This is a genomic window from Raoultella sp. (genome assembly GCF_039594335.1).
In the GTDB taxonomy this organism is placed as follows: domain Bacteria; phylum Pseudomonadota; class Gammaproteobacteria; order Enterobacterales; family Enterobacteriaceae; genus Klebsiella.
Window position 1 is genome coordinate 1 of sequence record NZ_JBCNNS010000091.1, and the last position, 17989, is coordinate 17989.

General features: G+C 53.2%; 17 protein-coding genes. 4 read left to right on the forward strand and 13 right to left on the reverse strand.

Annotation, left to right across the window (positions count from 1 at the left end; genetic code table 11):
• Positions 1–120 precede the first annotated feature (120 nt).
• Positions 121–930 carry a pyrroline-5-carboxylate reductase gene (gene proC, locus ACZAHD_RS15710; protein ID WP_462457598.1) on the forward strand — a complete coding sequence of 270 codons (810 nt, stop codon included), beginning with the start codon at positions 121–123 and terminating at the stop codon, positions 928–930.
• A gap of 77 nt (positions 931–1007) precedes the next feature.
• Here proC and psiF read toward each other — a convergent pair whose 3' ends face one another.
• The 7 genes from psiF to ACZAHD_RS15745 all read right to left on the reverse strand — a co-directional run bounded on the left by psiF (position 1008) and on the right by ACZAHD_RS15745 (position 8012).
• Complete coding sequence (gene psiF / locus ACZAHD_RS15715) at positions 1008–1328, reverse strand: phosphate starvation-inducible protein PsiF (RefSeq protein ID WP_462457599.1); 321 nt, start codon at positions 1326–1328, stop codon at positions 1008–1010.
• Between the two features lie 91 nt (positions 1329–1419).
• A complete protein-coding gene (phoA, locus tag ACZAHD_RS15720) occupies positions 1420–2850 on the reverse strand; it encodes an alkaline phosphatase (RefSeq protein ID WP_462457600.1) in 1431 nt (476 codons plus the stop codon).
• Between the two features lie 88 nt (positions 2851–2938).
• Positions 2939–3199, reverse strand: coding sequence for an anti-adapter protein IraP (gene iraP, locus ACZAHD_RS15725; RefSeq protein ID WP_131049918.1), 261 nt, complete (start codon positions 3197–3199; stop codon positions 2939–2941).
• Positions 3200–3427: 228 nt separating this feature from the next.
• On the reverse strand, positions 3428–4420 hold the full coding sequence (gene idnR / locus ACZAHD_RS15730; protein WP_462457601.1) for a DNA-binding transcriptional regulator IdnR: 993 nt from the start codon (positions 4418–4420) through the stop codon (positions 3428–3430).
• Positions 4421–4485: 65 nt separating this feature from the next.
• Complete coding sequence (locus ACZAHD_RS15735; protein ID WP_462457602.1) at positions 4486–5775, reverse strand: MFS transporter; 1290 nt, start codon at positions 5773–5775, stop codon at positions 4486–4488.
• A gap of 104 nt (positions 5776–5879) precedes the next feature.
• Entirely contained in the window at positions 5880–6644 is a 765-nt protein-coding gene (idnO, locus tag ACZAHD_RS15740) for a gluconate 5-dehydrogenase (RefSeq protein WP_462457603.1), read from the reverse strand.
• A gap of 168 nt (positions 6645–6812) precedes the next feature.
• Complete coding sequence (locus tag ACZAHD_RS15745) at positions 6813–8012, reverse strand: multidrug efflux MFS transporter (protein WP_462457604.1); 1200 nt, start codon at positions 8010–8012, stop codon at positions 6813–6815.
• A gap of 303 nt (positions 8013–8315) precedes the next feature.
• Here ACZAHD_RS15745 and ddlA point away from each other — a divergent pair, with 303 nt between their 5' ends.
• The gene (ddlA, locus tag ACZAHD_RS15750; protein WP_462457605.1) at positions 8316–9413 is read left to right on the forward strand and encodes a D-alanine--D-alanine ligase; all 1098 of its coding nucleotides are present in this window, start codon (positions 8316–8318) and stop codon (positions 9411–9413) included.
• A 101-nt stretch (positions 9414–9514) separates the two neighbouring features.
• Here the strand turns inward: ddlA and ACZAHD_RS15755 are convergent, their stop codons facing one another.
• The gene (locus tag ACZAHD_RS15755; protein ID WP_462457606.1) at positions 9515–9724 is read right to left on the reverse strand and encodes a DUF2754 family protein; all 210 of its coding nucleotides are present in this window, start codon (positions 9722–9724) and stop codon (positions 9515–9517) included.
• Positions 9725–9976: 252 nt separating this feature from the next.
• Here ACZAHD_RS15755 and ACZAHD_RS15760 point away from each other — a divergent pair, with 252 nt between their 5' ends.
• Positions 9977–10279, forward strand: a complete 303-nt coding sequence (locus ACZAHD_RS15760) for a DUF2755 family protein (protein WP_462457607.1) — start codon at positions 9977–9979, stop codon at positions 10277–10279.
• Here the strand turns inward: ACZAHD_RS15760 and ACZAHD_RS15765 are convergent.
• The 3 genes from ACZAHD_RS15765 to ACZAHD_RS15775 all read right to left on the reverse strand — a co-directional run bounded on the left by ACZAHD_RS15765 (position 10276) and on the right by ACZAHD_RS15775 (position 13315).
• A complete protein-coding gene (locus ACZAHD_RS15765; protein WP_462457608.1) occupies positions 10276–11373 on the reverse strand; it encodes a DUF1615 domain-containing protein in 1098 nt (365 codons plus the stop codon). The two genes, ACZAHD_RS15760 and ACZAHD_RS15765, sit on opposite strands and share 4 nt — an antisense overlap.
• Before the next feature lie 68 nt (positions 11374–11441).
• Positions 11442–12662, reverse strand: coding sequence for a peptide antibiotic transporter SbmA (gene sbmA, locus ACZAHD_RS15770; protein WP_462457613.1), 1221 nt, complete (start codon positions 12660–12662; stop codon positions 11442–11444).
• Positions 12663–12781: 119 nt separating this feature from the next.
• Complete coding sequence (locus tag ACZAHD_RS15775; RefSeq protein WP_462457609.1) at positions 12782–13315, reverse strand: isochorismatase family protein; 534 nt, start codon at positions 13313–13315, stop codon at positions 12782–12784.
• 200 nt (positions 13316–13515) lie between these two features.
• Here ACZAHD_RS15775 and ampH point away from each other — a divergent pair, with 200 nt between their 5' ends.
• Positions 13516–14673, forward strand: coding sequence for a D-alanyl-D-alanine-carboxypeptidase/endopeptidase AmpH (gene ampH, locus ACZAHD_RS15780; protein ID WP_462457610.1), 1158 nt, complete (start codon positions 13516–13518; stop codon positions 14671–14673).
• An 18-nt stretch (positions 14674–14691) separates the two neighbouring features.
• On the opposite strand, the gene iprA is transcribed toward ampH, so the two are convergent.
• Together iprA and ACZAHD_RS15790 are read right to left on the reverse strand one after the other, a co-directional pair.
• Positions 14692–15315, reverse strand: a complete 624-nt coding sequence (gene iprA / locus ACZAHD_RS15785) for a hydrogen peroxide resistance inhibitor IprA (RefSeq protein ID WP_462457611.1) — start codon at positions 15313–15315, stop codon at positions 14692–14694.
• A 91-nt stretch (positions 15316–15406) separates the two neighbouring features.
• Positions 15407–17989, reverse strand: a 2583-nt coding sequence (locus ACZAHD_RS15790; RefSeq protein ID WP_462457612.1) for an autotransporter outer membrane beta-barrel domain-containing protein, incomplete at its 5' end; no start/stop codon positions are given.

Consider the following 17989-nt stretch of genomic DNA (forward strand, 5'->3'; position numbering starts at 1 on the left):
CCATTCCGGCTCCTGTCGACGAAAAAGGGAGGCATCATTGTCACCTGCTTTTGTCCCCCGGGGAAGCGCTGGAGTGATAAGCTAGATAACTCACGACAAAATAAGCAAAGAGGAACGGTGATGGAGAAGAAAATTGGCTTTATCGGCTGCGGGAATATGGGTAAGGCCATTCTGGGCGGTCTGATTGCCAGCGGACAAGTGCAGCCTGGGCAAATTTGGGTCTACACCCCGTCGCCGGACAAAGTGGCGGCCCTGCACGACCAGTACGGCATCAATGCCGCGCAGAGCGCACAGGAAGTCGCTCAGGTCGCCGATATCATCTTTGGCGCGGTTAAGCCGGGGATCATGATTAAAGTGCTCAGTGAAATCGCCTCCAGCCTGAATAAAGACTCACTGGTTATCTCAATTGCCGCTGGCGTCACGCTCGATCAGCTGGCACGAGCGCTGGGCCACGATCGCAAGATCGTACGCGCGATGCCGAACACTCCGTCGCTGGTTAACGCCGGGATGACCTCTGTGACGCCTAACGCGCTGGTCACCAGCGAAGAGGTCGCCGAAACGCTGACGATTTTCCGCTGCTTCGGCCAGGCTGAACTTATCGCTGAGCCGATGATCCACCCGGTGGTGGGCGTTAGCGGCTCCGCACCGGCCTACGTCTTCATGTTTATTGAAGCGATGGCGGATGCCGCCGTTCTCGGCGGTATGCCGCGTGCTCAGGCGTACAAATTTGCCGCTCAGGCGGTAATGGGATCGGCCAAAATGGTGCTCGAAAGCGGAGAACATCCGGGGACGCTGAAAGATATGGTCTGCTCGCCAGGCGGGACCACCATCGAAGCCGTGCGGGTACTGGAAGAGAAAGGGTTCCGCTCTGCGGTCATCGAGGCTATGGTCAAATGCATGGAAAAATCAGAGAAGCTCAGCCGCTCCTGATCCCCGCCTCATGTCGTTATCGGGTGAGGAGACTCCTCACCCGTTATTACCTCGTCAGCTTCAACACGCGCGCGCTGTTAACCCTGTTTCTTCAGGCAGGCACTCATAAACTTATTACGATCGTCCCCTTTCAGAGACTGTTGGGTCGCCTGAGCGTTGCACTCACGCATTTTCTGCTGCTGAGGGGTCAGCCCCTTACCTTCAGGAGCCGGTGCATCTTTCTTGAGGCATTGACTCATAAACGCTTTACGCGCGTCCCCTTTCAGCGTTTTTGACGAGGCCTCTTTGTTGCAGGTCGTCATTTTTTGCTGCTGGGGCGTCGGTGTTTTTTCCGCGGCATTCACCGCCGTCACAAAGATAAGACCAAAAAGCAGGGTCACCAACAATGTTATTTTCATCACACCATCCTTTTGTCAGTCAATCTCTGTAAGTCTGGTCGCTGATGGGAAAAAAACCAGCCGATGGCAACAATTCACCATCGGCACCGGCTTAATTCAGACCCAGCGCAGCTTTCATGGTGTAGAACAGATCGGTCTGATCGGTTAACCCCACCACGTTTGCGGCATGCGGACCGTAGGCGGCAATGCGCAACTGCGTGCCGGTATGTTCCATCGACTCCTCTTCCGAGTTGCCGTAGCTGATGACCATCACCGAGCCGTCTTTGGTTGTCAGTGCCTGTGTCAGGCCGGGAGCTTTGGAATCGGCCGGAATAATCTGGCTGGCGTGCGCGTGATCAGCAGTGACAACAACCAGTGTATTCCCCTCTTTTTTGGCAAACGCCAGCGCTTTTTGTACCGCTTCATCAAGGTCGACGGTTTCGCCAATCTGACCGCACGGATTCGCCGCATGATCCTGTTTATCGATGGAAGCGCCTTCAACCTGCAGGAAGAATCCTTTCTCGTTGCTGCTCAGAAGCCCGATCGCTTTCTCGGTCATCTGCGCCAGCGTCGGCACGGAAGCGTCACGTTTGCTGTTCGGGGTGCAGGTTATCGCTGGCTTATCAATATTCCCGTGGTAAGAGGCTTTCGGTCCTTCCCAACGTACCGGCATGTTGCCGTCGGCGAAAAGGCCCAGCAGCGGTTTACCCTGGTTGGCTTCGCTGACCACGGCCAGCGAGCTGGCATCGGTGACAATTTGGTAGCCGCGGGCAATGGCCTGCTCATGTAGCGTTTTGCCCTGCCATTCGCCTGCCATCGCGGTTTCCGCAAATGTTTTTGCTCCGCCGCCTAAGGTTACGTCAGCACGGGCATTCAGCAGTTGCTCGGTAATTGAGCCTTTCCCCCCCTTTTCCAGGGCGTTGCCGGGACATTTTTCGCTGGTGACGCTCGGGCCGTAGCATTTGCGTGACGTCACATGTGCGACCAGCGCCGCTGGCGTAGCATCCTGCAGCTCTGCCGTGGAGACGTTGCCGGTGGCAAACCCTGCGGCTTTTGCCAGTTCGAGAATGGTCTGATGATCTTTTTCATGAATATCGACCCCCAGCGCACCGTTATAACTTTTTACGCCGGTCGTCCAGGCGGTGGCGGACGCGGCGGAATCGGTCACGTAATCCGGTTTACCGGTTTTCTTATCCAGAGAATAGTGCGTGTACTGGCCGGTCAGCGGCAGCGCATCAATGCCCTTAAAGAAACCGCCAGCCCCTTCGGCATAATTGCGCGCAGCTGTAATTTCAGAATCGCCCATCCCGTCGCCAATCAGCAAAATAATATTTTTGGCGGGTTTGTTGATTAACGAGGCCTGCAGCATGGCAGTTTGATCGCCGCTTAAACGGCGCGCGCCGCCGGGCGTCGTGATATCGCCCTGAGCGGCACGATTTTCCAGAACCGGGGCAACCGCAGTTTCTGCATGAATAACCGGGGAACCCAGCAGAGGTAACAGGGCAATAAAGAGGGCTTTGAATTTCACTTTTGTCGTCTCCATGTAAAAAATACTTAAAAAACAAAACGAGGGAGACTTTATAAAAGCGAGATGACAGTAAAATGACAGCATCCATGTCCTGTCAAAAGAACTAATTACGCGGATGCCGTAACAGCTTTTTTATATATTGCTGCAGCAGTTGGGCGTCGCGATCGTCCACCAGCGGGCCGGGACTTGCCTGCTCAATAGCGTGCTCAATATCGTTAATTAATGCCTGCTGCGCATCCTGCGCCATATGGCGAAGCAGAGCCGTCACGACAACTTCCAGCGCCTCAACCTGCACCGTCAGTTCTTTTGCTTCTTCCTCCTTTTGCGCCAGCTTTACCAGTAATTCAGCAATGAGATTCTTCACAGCACTGTATCCTTATGCAGGTTCCATTATTTGCTAGTTATGTCATACATTAGCCATCAGATACCAGTATTATTTTTTAAAAATGATCGCTTATCTCGCAATATAATAAGCGAAACGTTTTGCTCATTCGCCGACCACCACCAGGAATAAACTCAAGGCGGGCATAATATGTTGCATAACTAAATTCAATAGATAATCATAAAAAGAATATTGCTATTGCGGTAATAATTATAACGTATCGCCATAATAGATCTGATAGGCCAAATCCACGCTATCTGGCGCATCTTTACCCACCAGACGGGCTATCAGGATTTCACTCGCCGTTTTACCGATGTCATAACGAGGAGTAATGACGCTGGCGATTTTTTGCAGCCGCGCGCGGCCAATCTCCAGCCCGTGGAAGCCGGCAATCGCTATCTCCTGCGGCACCACAATCCCCTGCGCCTGACACTCCAGCAGCACGCCGACCGCCAGATCGTCATTGGTACAAAAAATCGCGTCAATATCCGGATGCGACTGCTGCATTTGCAGGAACATCTGGCGGCCCAGTGCCACCGAGGAGATGGTGCGCGGCGTGAGGTGATACGCCTTCAGGCCACAGGCCGCTACCGCTTGCTCTGTCCCGCGGAAACGGCTCAGATCGCGGGGATCGTCCATTGAACCAAAAAAGGCGATTTTTCGTTTGCCGCTTTCGAGAAACGCATGGGCCATATCCCAACCGGCTTTCTCGTTATCAAAACCCACCTGGATATCGAGCGGCTGCCCGCCGATATCCATCAGCTCCGCCACCGGGATCCCGCTGGCGCGGACATACTGGATCATGCGGTCGGTGTGCTGCTTACCGGTCAGAATCAGCCCGTCGATGTTGTAGGAGAGCAAATTGAGCACTTCGCGCTCTTCACGTTGCGGATCGTAGCCGTAGTTGGCGATCAGGGTCTGATACTGGTGCGCGGAAGTGACGGATTCAATGCCGGCGAGCACATCGGCGAAAATCTGGTTACGGAAGGAGGGAATCAGCACGCCGATGGTTTTGCTGCGGGCATTGAGCAGGATTTCCGGCGCCCGGTTAGGAATATAGTTGTTCTCTTCCATGACCTTAGCGATCAATTCACGGCTGCGCTGCGATACCTGACTCGGGTCTCGTAAATAACGGCTGACCGTCATTTTATTAAGACCGGCCAGGTTCGCGATATCCTGTAATGTCATCCGGTTGTTTTTCATCGGGTTCTCTGCGACAAACGACTCATATGCTCGCAGAGAACCTTACCACAGCCGCTTCTATTCTGTTAACCCGCAAGCTTTTTTGTCGTCGTCAGCGCGGCAGTGCTGGCGTCGTTGGCCCGCACGTTGTACATCAGCACCACCGATGCCAGCAGCGCGATGGCCATAAAGGTGTACGACGCGCCAGGCCCGCCCATGATGCCATTGAGATACCCCACCAGCCAGGCGCCAAGGAAAGCGCCGAGCGCGCCAAAGCTATTAATTAACCCCATCGACACCCCCGATACGTTGCGCGGTAGCAGCTCCGGGATCAGCGCGAAGAAGGGCCCATAGGGCGCATACATACAGGCGGCGGCAATAACCAGCAGCCCGTAGGAGAACCAGAAAGACTGATTGCCTATCATCCAGGAACCGAAGAACGCCACGGCGGCAATCAGCAACAGCGGCCAGATGAACAGTTTACGATTCTGGAATTTATCCGACAGCCAGGAGACCGTCAGCATCAGACAAATCGCCGCCAGATACGGCACCGCCGCCAGCCAGCCTACCGCCACGATATCCATCTGCGCGGCATTTTTCAGAATCGACGGCATCCACATCATGAAGCCATAAACCCCGATACTCCACAGCGCATGGACGGCGCAAAGCATAATCACATTTCGTGAACGCAGCGCCTCGCCATAGTTACGCACCGGTTTGATATGGCTCTGTTCGCTATCCATCGCCTGTTGTAGAACCTGTTTCTCTTGCGCAGTCAGCCAGGAGACTTCCGACGGTTTATCGCGCACCAGAATCCACCAGCAGATAGCCCATAGCACCGCCGGAATGCCTTCGATAATAAACATTTCCCGCCAGCCCCAGGACTGAATCAGGTAGCCGGAGACAATCGACATCCACAATACCGTCACCGGGTTGCCAAGAATCAGGAAGGTATTAGCGCGTGAACGCTCGGTTTTGGTAAACCAGTTGCTGATATAAATCAGCATCGCCGGCATCACCGCCGCCTCAACTACCCCGAGAGTAAAGCGAATAACCATTAACATCGGAATATTGCTGACAAAACCGGTAGCCGCTGCGCAAAAACCCCATAATACCAGGCTGAAGAAAATCATTTTTCGCACGCTGCGTTTTACGGCGTATATCGCACCGGGAACCTGGAAAAAGAAATAACCCAGGAAGAATAGAGCGCCAATAAGCGATGCCGTTCCTTTGGTGATGCCTAAATCATTTTCTATACCGGCAGCAGCGGCAAAACCATAATTCGCACGATCGAGATACGCCAGACTATAGGTAATAAAAATCACAGGCATTAAATACCACCAGCGACGCGCTGGTAATTTCGCGAGCATTTGCATATGCCATCCTCAGATAAAATTCATAATCAAGCGGGAGTCATTATTTTATATATTCGTCAGCGTCTGGCGGCCCGGCTGCGACCGCTAAAAAGGTGACGTACGGCTCAAACGGCGGCGAGCATCCCGCCATCAACAAACAATACATGTCCATTGACAAAATTGGCCGCCGGGGAGGCCAGATAGACCGCGGCGCCAATTAATTCTTCTGGTTTTCCCCAGCGCGCAGCCGGGGTTCTTTGATAGAGCCAGGCAGAAAATTCCTGATCATTAACTAATGCTGCGGTCATTTCAGTCGCAAAATAACCTGGCGCAATACCATTCACCTGAATATTATATTCTGCCAGTTCCACACACATGCCACGGGTTAGCATTTTGACCGCCCCTTTCGTCGCGGCATACGGTGTAATGGTTTTACGACCTAATTCACTCTGCATTGAACAAATATTAATTATTTTCCCCGAGCGACGCGTCATCATATATTTGGCCACCTGCTGTGAAACAAGGAAAACGCCTTTCTGGTTAACCTCAATAACCTGGTCCCACTCTTCCTCAGGAAATTCGGTGAAGGGGTAACGACGCTGGATCCCGGCGTTGTTCATCAGAATATCAATCGCCCCGATCTGCGCCTCAATTCGCGCAATGGCCTGTGCAACCTCGACGCTGCGGGTGACATCAAAGGCTACGCCCGTCGCGTGATAGCCCTGCGCGCGCAGCGCCTGGGCCGCGCTGTCTGCTTTCTGCTGTGTGCGGTCATTGATAATCACCTCGGCCCCATACTCCGCCAGGCCTTCCGCCAGCAGATAGCCAATCCCCCTGGCGGATCCGGTGATCAGCGCGCGCTTGCCGGATAAATCGAATAAATTTTTCATAAAAAATCTTTTCCATGTACTGTTATGCGTAACTGTATACGCGTAACAGTTGTATTTTAAAGAGGGAAAAGAAGAGAAATGATTAATTTGTGATCAGGACGACATTTGTAGGAAGCGGAGATCTGAGGGCGGCATTCACGCTCGGGCGTCAATGCCGGGGGAAAGAGGCTAGGCGGTGGTACGGCGACTGCGTTGCAGCATCACGGCCAGTTGCCAAAGGTTAATCAGCACGATAACCGCGGTGGCAATAAAGACCCAGCGAAAACCGGCCATTGCCGATACCGAAGCGCCAATCAGCGGCCCGACCACATTGCCCAGGTACATAAACGACTGGTTATAACCGAAAATACGTCCGGTCACCTTATCACTGCTGTATTTGAGCAGCAGAGTCTGCACCGCTGGCAGCATTGCGCCGTCGGCAAAGCCCAGCAGGAAACGCAAAATGCCCAGCTGCAGCGGGGTGGTGACGAACGACATGGCGAAAAACATCACCACCGCGCAGCACAAGGTGGCCAGCAAGATGCGCGAGGTGCCGATGCGATCGCCAAGTTTGCCTAAACGCGGCGCGGAGATCAGCGCGGAAACCCCAGGCACGGCGGCAATCATCCCGGCGAGAAAGGCGATATTGCTGCTGTCCGGCGCCATTGATTTGATAAACAACGCCAGTATGGGACCGATAGAGCCATTGCACAGCTGAATGACCAGGGTTGTGAAAAACAGGCTAATCACCAGCCCCGGATAAGGCAGCGACGCCAGCACTTCCCTGCCGCTTAAGCGATCGGCCTTGCTGGTCTGCGGCCGGACGCTCTCTTTAATCAGAAATAGCGTGACGAGAAAACTGACCGTCAGCAGAATCGCGGTGATAAAAAAGACCGCCCGCAGCCCAACATGATCGGCCAGGAAGCCGCCCAGCAGCGGTCCGCCGATAACGCCGCTGATTTGCGCCGTCGAAAGCGTACTGAGCGCCCAGCCGCTGCGTTCCCGTGGCACCTGAGAAGCCACCAGCGCCATCGCGTTCGGAATATAGCCTGAGGTCAACCCCATCACCGCACGCAGGATAAACAGTTGCCAGACGTTGGTGGCGAAGGCCTGAAGCAGAATGGCAATCGCCATACCCAGGGAGGCGCGCAGCAGCATCAGCTTACGCCCTTTGCGATCGGCCAGACTGCCCCACATCGGTGAGACAATAGCCGACACAAGGAAGGTGACGCTGAACGTCAGCCCCGACCACATCGATAACGCCTCATGAGACGTCACGCCGAGCTGGGAAACATAAAGCGGCAAAAAAGGCAGAATTTGACTGATCGCCAGGCCGGTGAAAAAGCAACCAAACCAGACGGAGATGAGATTGACCTTCCAGGATTCCATAACTACACGTATTCATTAATTTTTTGTGAATTATTACCTAGCTTAGCAATTTCCACTCATCGCCGTATTACCAGAGATGCGCTGACCCGGAGTTTAGTGTTTTATCGCTCGATAATTTTTTTTGTCGAACATTATCAGGATTAACTACCGCACCCTCAGCGTGTTCTGCTGACCTGCAGGACGCCGGGAGCGGCAATCGAACAGCTTTTAGCCTGCCGCTTTCCAGGAGCAACATTCTGGCAGCCATGCGCACATTGCGCATGCTATGTTATGTGCTTTGTTGTTATCAGGATGGAAGTTGAAATGGCTAAGATGAGGGTTGGGATCGTTTTTGGCGGTAAGTCGGCAGAACATGAAGTGTCGCTGCAATCGGCGAAAAATATCGTTGAAGCAATTGATAAAACACGCTTTGATGTCGTTCTGCTCGGCATTGATAAACAGGGACTCTGGCATATCAACGATGCCGGTAACTATCTGTTAAACGCGCAGGATCCTGCCCGTATCGCCCTGCGTCCTTCCGACATCACCCTGGCGCAAATCCCTGGCCGTAACGCACAACAGTTGATCAACGCTGACAGCGGCCAACCGCTGGCCGCCATCGACGTGATTTTCCCGATTGTCCACGGCACCCTCGGGGAAGACGGCTCGCTGCAGGGTATGCTGCGTATGGCTAACCTGCCCTTCGTCGGTTCCGACGTCCTCGGATCCGCCGCCTGCATGGACAAAGACGTCACCAAGCGCCTGCTGCGTGATGCCGGACTGGCGATTGCCCCGTTCATTACCCTGACCCGCGCCAATCGCCAACAGTTCAGCTTTACGCAGGTGAAAGACAAACTCGGCCTGCCGCTGTTTGTCAAACCGGCCAACCAGGGTTCTTCGGTAGGCGTCAGCAAGGTCAACACCGAAGAGCAGTACCAGCAGGCGATCGCATTAGCCTTTGAATTCGACCATAAAGTGGTGGTGGAAAAAGGGATTAAAGGACGGGAAATTGAGTGTGCGGTGCTGGGGAACGATCATCCTCAGGCCAGTACCTGCGGCGAAATCGTCCTTAACAGCGAGTTCTACGCCTACGATACCAAGTATATCGACGATCAGGGGGCGAAAGTGGTGGTTCCTGCGGCCATTGCCAGCGATATCAACGATAAAATCCGCGATATTGCTATTCGAGCCTACCAGACGCTGGGCTGCAGCGGCATGGCGCGCGTTGACGTTTTCCTGACGGAAGAGAACGAAGTCATCATCAACGAAATCAATACGCTGCCAGGTTTTACCAACATCAGTATGTATCCGAAGCTGTGGCAGGCCAGCGGCCTGGACTACACCAGCCTGATCAGCCGCCTGATTGAACTGGCGCTGGAGCGCCACGCGGCAGACCGCGCGCTGAAGACATCGATGAACTGACTGTCTTTTCCCGGGTGACGGCGCGTAGCGCCTTACCCGGGCTATCTGAGGTGCAGTGTCTCACTCCCGGCACACCTTCCCACTACGGAGAATGCGCCAGCCTATGCTTCCTCAACCTCGGCCTGGCGGCGGCGGATGATCTTCCCTGCAATCCAGAAACTAATCACCCAGGTCACCAGCCCGACGGCATAGGATTGCCAGCCTTGCGTTTCAAAGCCCAACAGCCCCACCACGCCGTTCAGAATAAAAATTAATCCCAGCGCAAACGCGTAGTAATGCCAGTCACGGCGGATTTTTTCAGTGAGTTTCATAACCCCTCCGACAACAAAAAAGGCATCTTCGCACAGCCGGAATCCGCGGTCTGTAGCCCCGGGGAGAATTATCGCACATTGGGATATCGCTCTAAGTTCCGCAAAATTATCCGCCCCCGATCCAGGGTAGAAAACAGGAATATTCCTGGTCGTAAATTACCAGCAATCTGATACTGAGAACCCCTTCCCGCTGCCAGAATCATCGCTATGCCGTGATGCAAACCAGCAGGTCAGTTAAGTTCGGAGGGTAAGATGGCTGAGTTCCCTTTTTCAAAATCACTTATTGCCGTAAAAAAAAGAAGTGCCATCACCCGCAGCAATATTGCCTATGCCCTGTTTGTGCTGTTCTGTTTCTGGACCGGCGCACAGATGTTAAGTATGCTGGTACATGCGCCCGGCGTTTTCGAGCACCTGATGCAAATTCAGGGTAACGGCTCGCCCAGGATTAAGATTGGGCTTGCAGTGGGAACCCTGTTTGGTCTGATCCCCTTCCTGTTCTGCGGTCTGTTAATCGGGGTTCTGGGGCTTATCCTACGTTGGAGCGATAACCGCTAGCGACGCACCATACAGCTGGCCCGCCTTTCATCAACGCGTTTCGCAAACCAGGCCGTAGTCAGATTGCGCGTAATTTTAGGGCTCTCAAGCTGAATCCCGGGCAGAATCTCTCGCGGCAGCGCTTTGCCGGCTTTCTTATCCGCCAGACGGAAAACCTTCTGGTACAGTTCGGTTTTCTCAAACCCCAGGCTATCACCTTTTTTCAACTGCCGGTGGATGTCATCATCGCTCATCGCCAGTTGCCCGGCTAAACGGCGTACCGCCAGCTCCGTCGTCCCTGCATCATCACTGTCATAACGAATTAAATCACCGTCCAGCGCCAGCTTCACGCCGTTCGCTTTACTGACTGCATTCTGAAACGCAGCATTGCGACTGGCGTACCAGCCAGCGTTAAAGTCAGCAAAGCGGTACAGCGGCGCGCTGTAGTTCGCCGGATAGTTGAGCAGGTGCCAGGTGCCAAACCACAGGCCGCCGCGCAGGCTGAACACTTCCTGACGCACGGTGCCGTTGATTTTCCACGGATAGCCATCAGTATGCTGTTCGGCAAAGGCAATGCTCACCTGCATTGGACCACCGGTATGCACCGGGTTCAGTGAACCAAACAATTTCTGCCCCATCGGCACCATGCCGATAAAATCGTCAAACACGGCGCTAAGCTGCTTTTCCGTTTTCACGTTATCCAGCCGCTCGCTGTAACTTTTGCCGCCGGGTGACGGAATTTTCAGCGCCGTGTGCACGAGGAAAACCGGGATGTGCATCTTCCCGGCCCGGCGGTCTATCTCTTGCCAGGCAATTTTACTCAGCCCCGGCACCACCGGATCGGATTGATAGTTGGACTCCTGCTGCGCGACGGCCAGCACCGAACAGACGTTCTCTTCCGTCGGCGCCAGCTTTTGGCTTGCGAAGGTTTTGGCAATCGCCTGCGCCCATTCTTCTCTGTCCTTCACGCTAGCGGGCATCTTTTGCCGCACGACGGCGGCAACGTCAATGGGCTTTTCGCCCTCTTTCAGCACCGGCGCCGTGCTGCTGGTACAGGCGCTCAGAACCCCTCCAGCCAACAGCGTCAGGGCGCAGGAAACACGACGCGATACCATTGCTGTCCTGCACTTTCCTTGTCTCTGCATCATCCTTCAATCTGCCTCTGCTATGGGGGGAGCGGTAATTAATTCAGCGTCTGGGTCACGGGCTGCAGCTCTTTGCCATCAAGTTCGCGCTCAAAACTACGCAGACGCTTGTAGATGGACATCAGTTCCACCAGTGTCGTCCACGAGCTAATCAGGTACTGGAAAGAGCCGCGTACCTGGCCGAACACGTTGGTAATCTGAGTCATCAGGCCCAGCGTAATCGTACCGGCAACGATCGACGGAAACAGCAGGAACAAACCGAAAACGTTATCCACCTGCAGATAAAGAATGCGGGCGATGTTGAAATACATGTAGTGGAAATAGAGGCGGAAATAGTTGCGACGAACGGCGCCAAACAGCTCGCGCACCGTCGGCGGCGTGGCGCGGGATTCATCATCTTCACCATACACCAGCTCTTTACGATATGCCGCTTCCACTCGCTGGTTTTTAAATTCCAGCCCCGGCAGTTTGATCCCCACCACCGCCAGCATACCGGTGCCCATCAGTGACCACACCACCGCGGCAATCACCAGGCCATACGGTAGATGACCCACAATCGGCAGATCCGGCACGTGTTCGGACAGCGTGACCAGCACCGGCAGGAAGGCAATCAGCGTCATCACGGCATTGATAAAGCTCACGCCCATATCCTCAAGAGTGGAGGCAAAGCGCATGGTATCTTCCTGCACACGCTGAGCGGCACCTTCGATGTGACGCAGGTGATGCCAGTGGGCCATATAGTGCTCGTTCATCGCCGTACGCCAGCGGAAAACGTAGTGGCTGACGAAGAAGTTGTTCATCACGCCAATAATCACCGCGATCACCGCGATCCCCAGGAACACGCCAATTTCCTGGTAGAACTGGTTAATGCTGACTTTATGCGGCGTGGCCAGCGCGGCCTGAATCAGATCGTAGAACGGTGCATACCAGGCATTGATCGCCACCCCAACTTCCACCAGAAACCAGGTTACAAAGATGATCAACGAGGTGCCGAGAATGGACCAGTATTGCCAGCGGTGTGGGCTATAGGTAAACCAGAACAGCGCAAAAACGCCCACGCAGAAAATGTAGTAGGCATAAAAGACCAGATAGTTCAGTGACCAGAATCGCGCAGCGCTGATGACAATATTTTGTGATGCCCCGGTTAAACGCAGTAGCCAGTCGCCACCGCCCGCCTGCCAAAAGATCACTGCAAGCAGCGACCAGACAAAGGCAGAGAGAAAAAACGGCCCCGGTTTTGGGAAAAAAGATTTAAACATCATATACTCCTGCTAACTTCTTTATTGTTCTGGCTATGCTGTGTACCACGAAAGTGCCCGCCGCATCGCTGTAGCAGCCTGGGGAGGACGATCGGATGATGAGACCAAATATCAGCAGCTTAGTTCGTCTGCCATTCGGTCAGAATTGTTTCTACGGATTTCACGCGGACAGGATTGCCGGGTACGGTAAGCGTACGCCAGACGTCGTTGTAGTGATCAATTAGCGTTGTGGCCTGTGCCGCTGCACGGTTCGCCGTGGTGTGCGCATTCTCAGCCACGGTGATGGCATAGCCACGGCTGGCGCCGTTTTTGATGGTGGTATCGACACAGTAGTCGGTCGCACAGCCGCAAATCACGAACTGCTGGATCTGCTGCTCGCTGAGTACCTGCTCAAGACGTGTTTTATAGAACGCATCGCAGGCGGTTTTGGTGACATAAAGAGCATCTGCGGGTTGTTCAAGCTCCGCCAGCAGTGCAAAACCTTCACTCCCTTCTTCCAGACCGCCGTCCTCGGCATGCTGGATAAAAATCACACAATCCGCGGCACGAATCAGATGATTAATATGCGCGACGCAGTGTTCACGCTCAATACGCGGCGTCGCAAAGACGCCATTTTGCATATCTACTACCATCACCACTCGTTGAGCCAACATACTTCTCTCTCGTCACCCGATAAATCAAACACTCATCATACGCGCCCGCCGGGGAAAGCGGATATCCGAAAGCATAAAAAAGTCCTTTTTACGCACGGTTACGTTTTTCTGCTAATTATTGTCGTTATTCCACTTCGTTCAGCCGCGCTTCGTAGTATAAATATGCCCTATATCTCTCCTTATCATTATGGATACCCCAGTTGAAACGTAGTCTGCTTATTTTTGCTGCGCTGTGCGCGGCGTCATGGACATCGGTCCAGGCAGCTCAACCTATCGTTGACCCGGAATTTGCCGCCAATGTTGTCGATCGTTACGCAAACCATATTTATTACGGTAGCGGCGCCACCGGCATGGCGCTGATAGTGATTGACGGCAACCAGCGCGTGTTTCGCAGTTTTGGCGAAACGCGTCCGGGCAACAATGAGCATCCGCAGCTGGATTCGGTTATCCGTATTGCTTCGCTGAGTAAACTGATGACCAGCGAGATGCTGGTCAAAATGCTCGATCAGGGCGTCGTGAAGCTCAGCGATCCACTCAGTAAATACGCGCCTCCGGGTGCCCGGGTGCCGACGTATCAAGGCACGCCGATTATGCTAATCAACCTGGCGACTCACACCAGCGCGCTGCCGCGCGAACAGCCCGGCGGTGCGGCGCATCGCCCGGTTTTCGTCTGGCCAACGCGCCAGGATCGCTGGGCGTGGTTGTCGACAGCTTCGCTGAAAGTGGCCCCGGGGTCTCAGGCCGCCTACTCCAACCTCGCGTTTGATCTGCTGGCAGACGCTCTTTCTACGGCTGCGGGAAAACCCTATCCGCAGCTATTTGAAGAGCAAATCACCCGGCCGCTGGGTATGAAAGACACCACCTTTACCCCCTCACCGGATCAGTGCCGTCGCCTGATGGTCGCCGAGAAAGGCGCCAGTCCCTGCAACAATACGCTGGCGGCGATCGGCAGCGGGGGCGTCTACTCGACACCGGGCGATATGATGCGCTGGATGCAGCAGTTCCTTTCCTCCGATTTCTATACCCGCGGGCAGCAGGCTGATCGTATGCAGACATTGATTTATCAACGTAGTCAGCTAACACGGGTTATCGGTATGGATGTGCCGGGCAAAGCCGACGCTCTGGGACTTGGCTGGGTCTATATGAAACCGAAAGATGGCCATCCGGGAATTATTCAAAAGACCGGCGGCGGCGGTGGATTTATTACCTATATGGCCATGAACCCGCAGGCAAATGTCGGCGCCTTTGTGGTGGTCACCCGCTCATCGCTGACCCGCTTTAGCAATATGAGCAACGGTATCAACGATCTGGTCAGCGAACTCAGCGGCGGACAGCCGGCGCCAATCCCGGAGTCCTGATTTATTCTCGCGAGCGTATTAATAGTCTGAAGGCAAATGGTTGATGCTAACCAGTTTGCCTTTATCCATCTCGATATATCCGCCCTTGCGCAGGGCGGCGAGTACTTCGGCAACAACAGAGCGTGAAATACGCGTTTTTTGATGAATATAATTCATCACTCCAATACGAAAACGCAATTGTTCATCCCAGTCAATCATCGACAATAGCGTCGCCCGAATTTGTTCATAGGAGTTATGACCAATCAATTGTAAATCGCGTTGTTCCATAATACGACTATGCCATACCAACCAACAGAATGCGTTACGCCACAAATTATTCTGTTCCACTATTTTAAGCGCTTGTGACGAGGGAAGATGGTAACCTTTACATTTCCCTTCTGTCATCAATTGATATTGTAACTCATTTTTCATCACGCCATCAGCCAGGCCGATAATAAAAGGGGCCTGGGCGAGACCAATGAGTATATTTTCATTTCTACGCAGCGAAATCACGCCTTCCAGTATGACAACCGTTGTGGCGCAATGTATATCACTAACAAATATAAGCTGCTTTTCACGACAAAACTCGAAGTGAGTACCATATCTGGACAGGTATTGATCTAGCTTACCAAATGCATCAAGCGGTTTACTCAGCGATAACATTGATACGTTCCTGACAATAATGCCCGTCAACTCCTTGACGGGCATAGTCTTCGATTAAATATCTACAATGTTTTTCTCACTGTAAATAATCTTACCAGGTGTATTTAACGCCCACGTTAGCGGCCCAGTCTTGATCTACATCACCACCACCGAGATAGCTAACATCCGAGTAGGCGCTGAAATTGCGGGTAAAACTGAACTGCGTACCCAGTCCAACGCGAACCGCAGAACCTTCGGTACCATTATTGATAGAATCGCCGTTTACATTAGCGTGGTTACTGGCGTCGTCATACACGTAGGCCAGCTTGAAGTAAGGCGTCAGTGCCTGATCATTACCGTAGGTGAAGGTATAACCCGCATCAACGCCCAGTTCATAGCGCATGCTATCGTAAGACTGACCACCCACTTTCATGCCGTTGCTCAGGCGATAGTCGTCACCAGACTGGAACAAACCAGATATGCTGCCGTACGGCGTCACATAACCGGCCTCACCCAACTTCGCGTCATAGCCCAGTTTCAGACCAAAGCCCCAGGCATCTGAAGAGGTACGGCCATCAACATACTGACCGTTACTCATGTTTGCCGACAGTTCGTTGCTGAAGTGAGAGTAGTTCACAGAACCGTCAACAAAGATGTTATTTGCAAAATGAGCAGAAGTGTAGAGGTAAGCCGTCTGGCTGTCCTGATCCACCTGGCCGCTACGATCGCTCAGATCACCTTTCACAAAGCCCGCAGCAGCACCGACGATCCACTCAGCATAGTTACCATCAATTTTGCTATCAAGACCCACCATGACGCCGTTAACGTTCTGATCGTAGCCGATGGTGCCGTTGTCGCCGTTGAAGCCGCCGCCGAAGTAGCTTCCCCAGGCACCGCCGTTATCGGTCAGTCCATGACGCGATTGGGTCAGACGAGTCGCCACGGTATCCTGTTGCAGGTTCCAGATATTGCTGTTGGCGGACGGGATGCTCAGCGCCATGTTCGCATAGTCGGTCAGCCTGCCCTGCTCCAGAACAACGGTGTTGCCTTCCTGCTTAGCCTGGTAGGTGTAAGCACCAAGATCGGCTTTGTTAGCTGCAGAAAAGGTAGCAGTGCTGTTTTTGTCGTTAACATAAATCAGCTCTTTGCCTTTGTAGTCAGCAATGGAGCCCTTACCATCCGCATTATCAATACGAACTTTGTAGTTGCCGGTCGCGGCCGCAACGTTGTCGCCTGCGTTATCCACTTCGGACTGATCGAAAGAGGTGTCGGCGTCACCATTACCATTCACGGTCAGGTGGCCATCAGAGTTGATCGCGATTGTGCCGTAGCCGTAATTAGACTTAGTGGCGTCATGAGTACGATCGTTCGTGAGATCGGCATTCAGCACGAAGTTATTGCTGTGAACATTAAGCACACCAGAATGTACATTCCCCTGTACATCCGTCGTACTGGTCAGATTCAGCGTATCGGCCTGTAGCGCATACGCCGTGCTGTTGCCCACATCCAACATCCCATTGTTCGTGATGTTGATCGTGTTGGCATACAGTGCAGCATCATCCACACCCCAGCCAGCGGAGACATCATCGGCAATCGTTACGTTACTGTTATCAATGGTCAGAGCGTTGGTCGCCACATGGCCATCTTCATTGATCTTCAGGGCAGAACCGCCGGTCAGAGAGATCGTGTCAGAAACCAGGGTGGAATCCGCTACGTTCACAACAGAACCACTGTTAATGCTCAAGGTATCAATCAGAGAATTTTTGGTGGTATCCCAGCGCGAACCGCCGTTCAACGTCACATTAAACAGACCACTCTGGTAGACTTCGTTGCCAATAACATGACCGTTTTCATCATAGGCCGTGTTGCTGTTATTGATACCATAAGTTGACCAGGGCCATAGGCTATTCGCGGCAATATCAAGCAGCGTTGCCGTTGCTTCAGTGCCCACAGCAAAGCTGTCATAAACGCCATCGCCATCAGAATCCACCTGATGCATGGACATCGCTGCCCCAACCCACTTACTGCCGTTATTTAACGTGACATCCATACGGTCGGTACCATCCCAGCCGTTAGTGTCTACTGCAGAATCGGTATCACGATAACTGTCCGCGCCATTCGGGAAGAAATTCTCGTCAAAATTACTGGAAAACAGGATATCGCCCATGAGGGTAGAATTAGTGAGGTTAACGGTCGTCTGCATCGCGTTATCCGCATTCGGATTTGCGATGGCAGAGATCGCAATATCATCAGTATTAAAACCGGTACCGCTATAATCGCTGGCGTTATTGTTGTTACCGAACCAGCCGGAGGTGCCTTCATCTGACCATGACCCTGAGGTCACGGTAGAGTCCGTAACATTGATTGTGTTACGAAACACTTCGCTGCTGTTGACGCCAGTACTGACAGTATTATCGTCAATATCTCTCCACTCATAACCCTGTGTCAGGTCAATACCCGCGACATGGGAGTTATTTTTGATAACCAGATCCACCTCTTGATCCAGCGTAATAGCCGTCCCCAGATCGTAAACGTCAACAATATGGGTATCTACGGTGCCATCAGCATGCGTACCGTTATAGGTATAATGCTCATAGTTATCATCAATGGTTGAGTTATCAACGGTCAGCGCCAGACGATCATAAACATAACCGGTAGCATCGCGAGCCACACAATCGGTAGTCATGCACTCAGA

Bases quoted from the DNA above. Each gene is read 5' to 3' on its own strand.
- proC (WP_462457598.1), top strand. From the start codon at position 121: ATGGAGAAGAAAATTGGCTTTATCGGCTGCGGGAATATGGGTAAGGCC.
- psiF (WP_462457599.1), bottom strand. From the start codon at position 1,328: ATGAAAATAACATTGTTGGTGACCCTGCTTTTTGGTCTTATCTTTGTG.
- phoA (WP_462457600.1), bottom strand. From the start codon at position 2,850: ATGGAGACGACAAAAGTGAAATTCAAAGCCCTCTTTATTGCCCTGTTA.
- idnR (WP_462457601.1), bottom strand. From the start codon at position 4,420: ATGAAAAACAACCGGATGACATTACAGGATATCGCGAACCTGGCCGGT.
- ACZAHD_RS15735 (WP_462457602.1), bottom strand. From the start codon at position 5,775: ATGCAAATGCTCGCGAAATTACCAGCGCGTCGCTGGTGGTATTTAATG.
- idnO (WP_462457603.1), bottom strand. From the start codon at position 6,644: ATGAAAAATTTATTCGATTTATCCGGCAAGCGCGCGCTGATCACCGGA.
- ACZAHD_RS15745 (WP_462457604.1), bottom strand. From the start codon at position 8,012: ATGGAATCCTGGAAGGTCAATCTCATCTCCGTCTGGTTTGGTTGCTTT.
- ddlA (WP_462457605.1), top strand. From the start codon at position 8,316: ATGGCTAAGATGAGGGTTGGGATCGTTTTTGGCGGTAAGTCGGCAGAA.
- ACZAHD_RS15755 (WP_462457606.1), bottom strand. From the start codon at position 9,724: ATGAAACTCACTGAAAAAATCCGCCGTGACTGGCATTACTACGCGTTT.
- ACZAHD_RS15760 (WP_462457607.1), top strand. From the start codon at position 9,977: ATGGCTGAGTTCCCTTTTTCAAAATCACTTATTGCCGTAAAAAAAAGA.
- ACZAHD_RS15765 (WP_462457608.1), bottom strand. From the start codon at position 11,373: ATGGTATCGCGTCGTGTTTCCTGCGCCCTGACGCTGTTGGCTGGAGGG.
- sbmA (WP_462457613.1), bottom strand. From the start codon at position 12,662: ATGTTTAAATCTTTTTTCCCAAAACCGGGGCCGTTTTTTCTCTCTGCC.
- ACZAHD_RS15775 (WP_462457609.1), bottom strand. From the start codon at position 13,315: ATGTTGGCTCAACGAGTGGTGATGGTAGTAGATATGCAAAATGGCGTC.
- iprA (WP_462457611.1), bottom strand. From the start codon at position 15,315: ATGTTATCGCTGAGTAAACCGCTTGATGCATTTGGTAAGCTAGATCAA.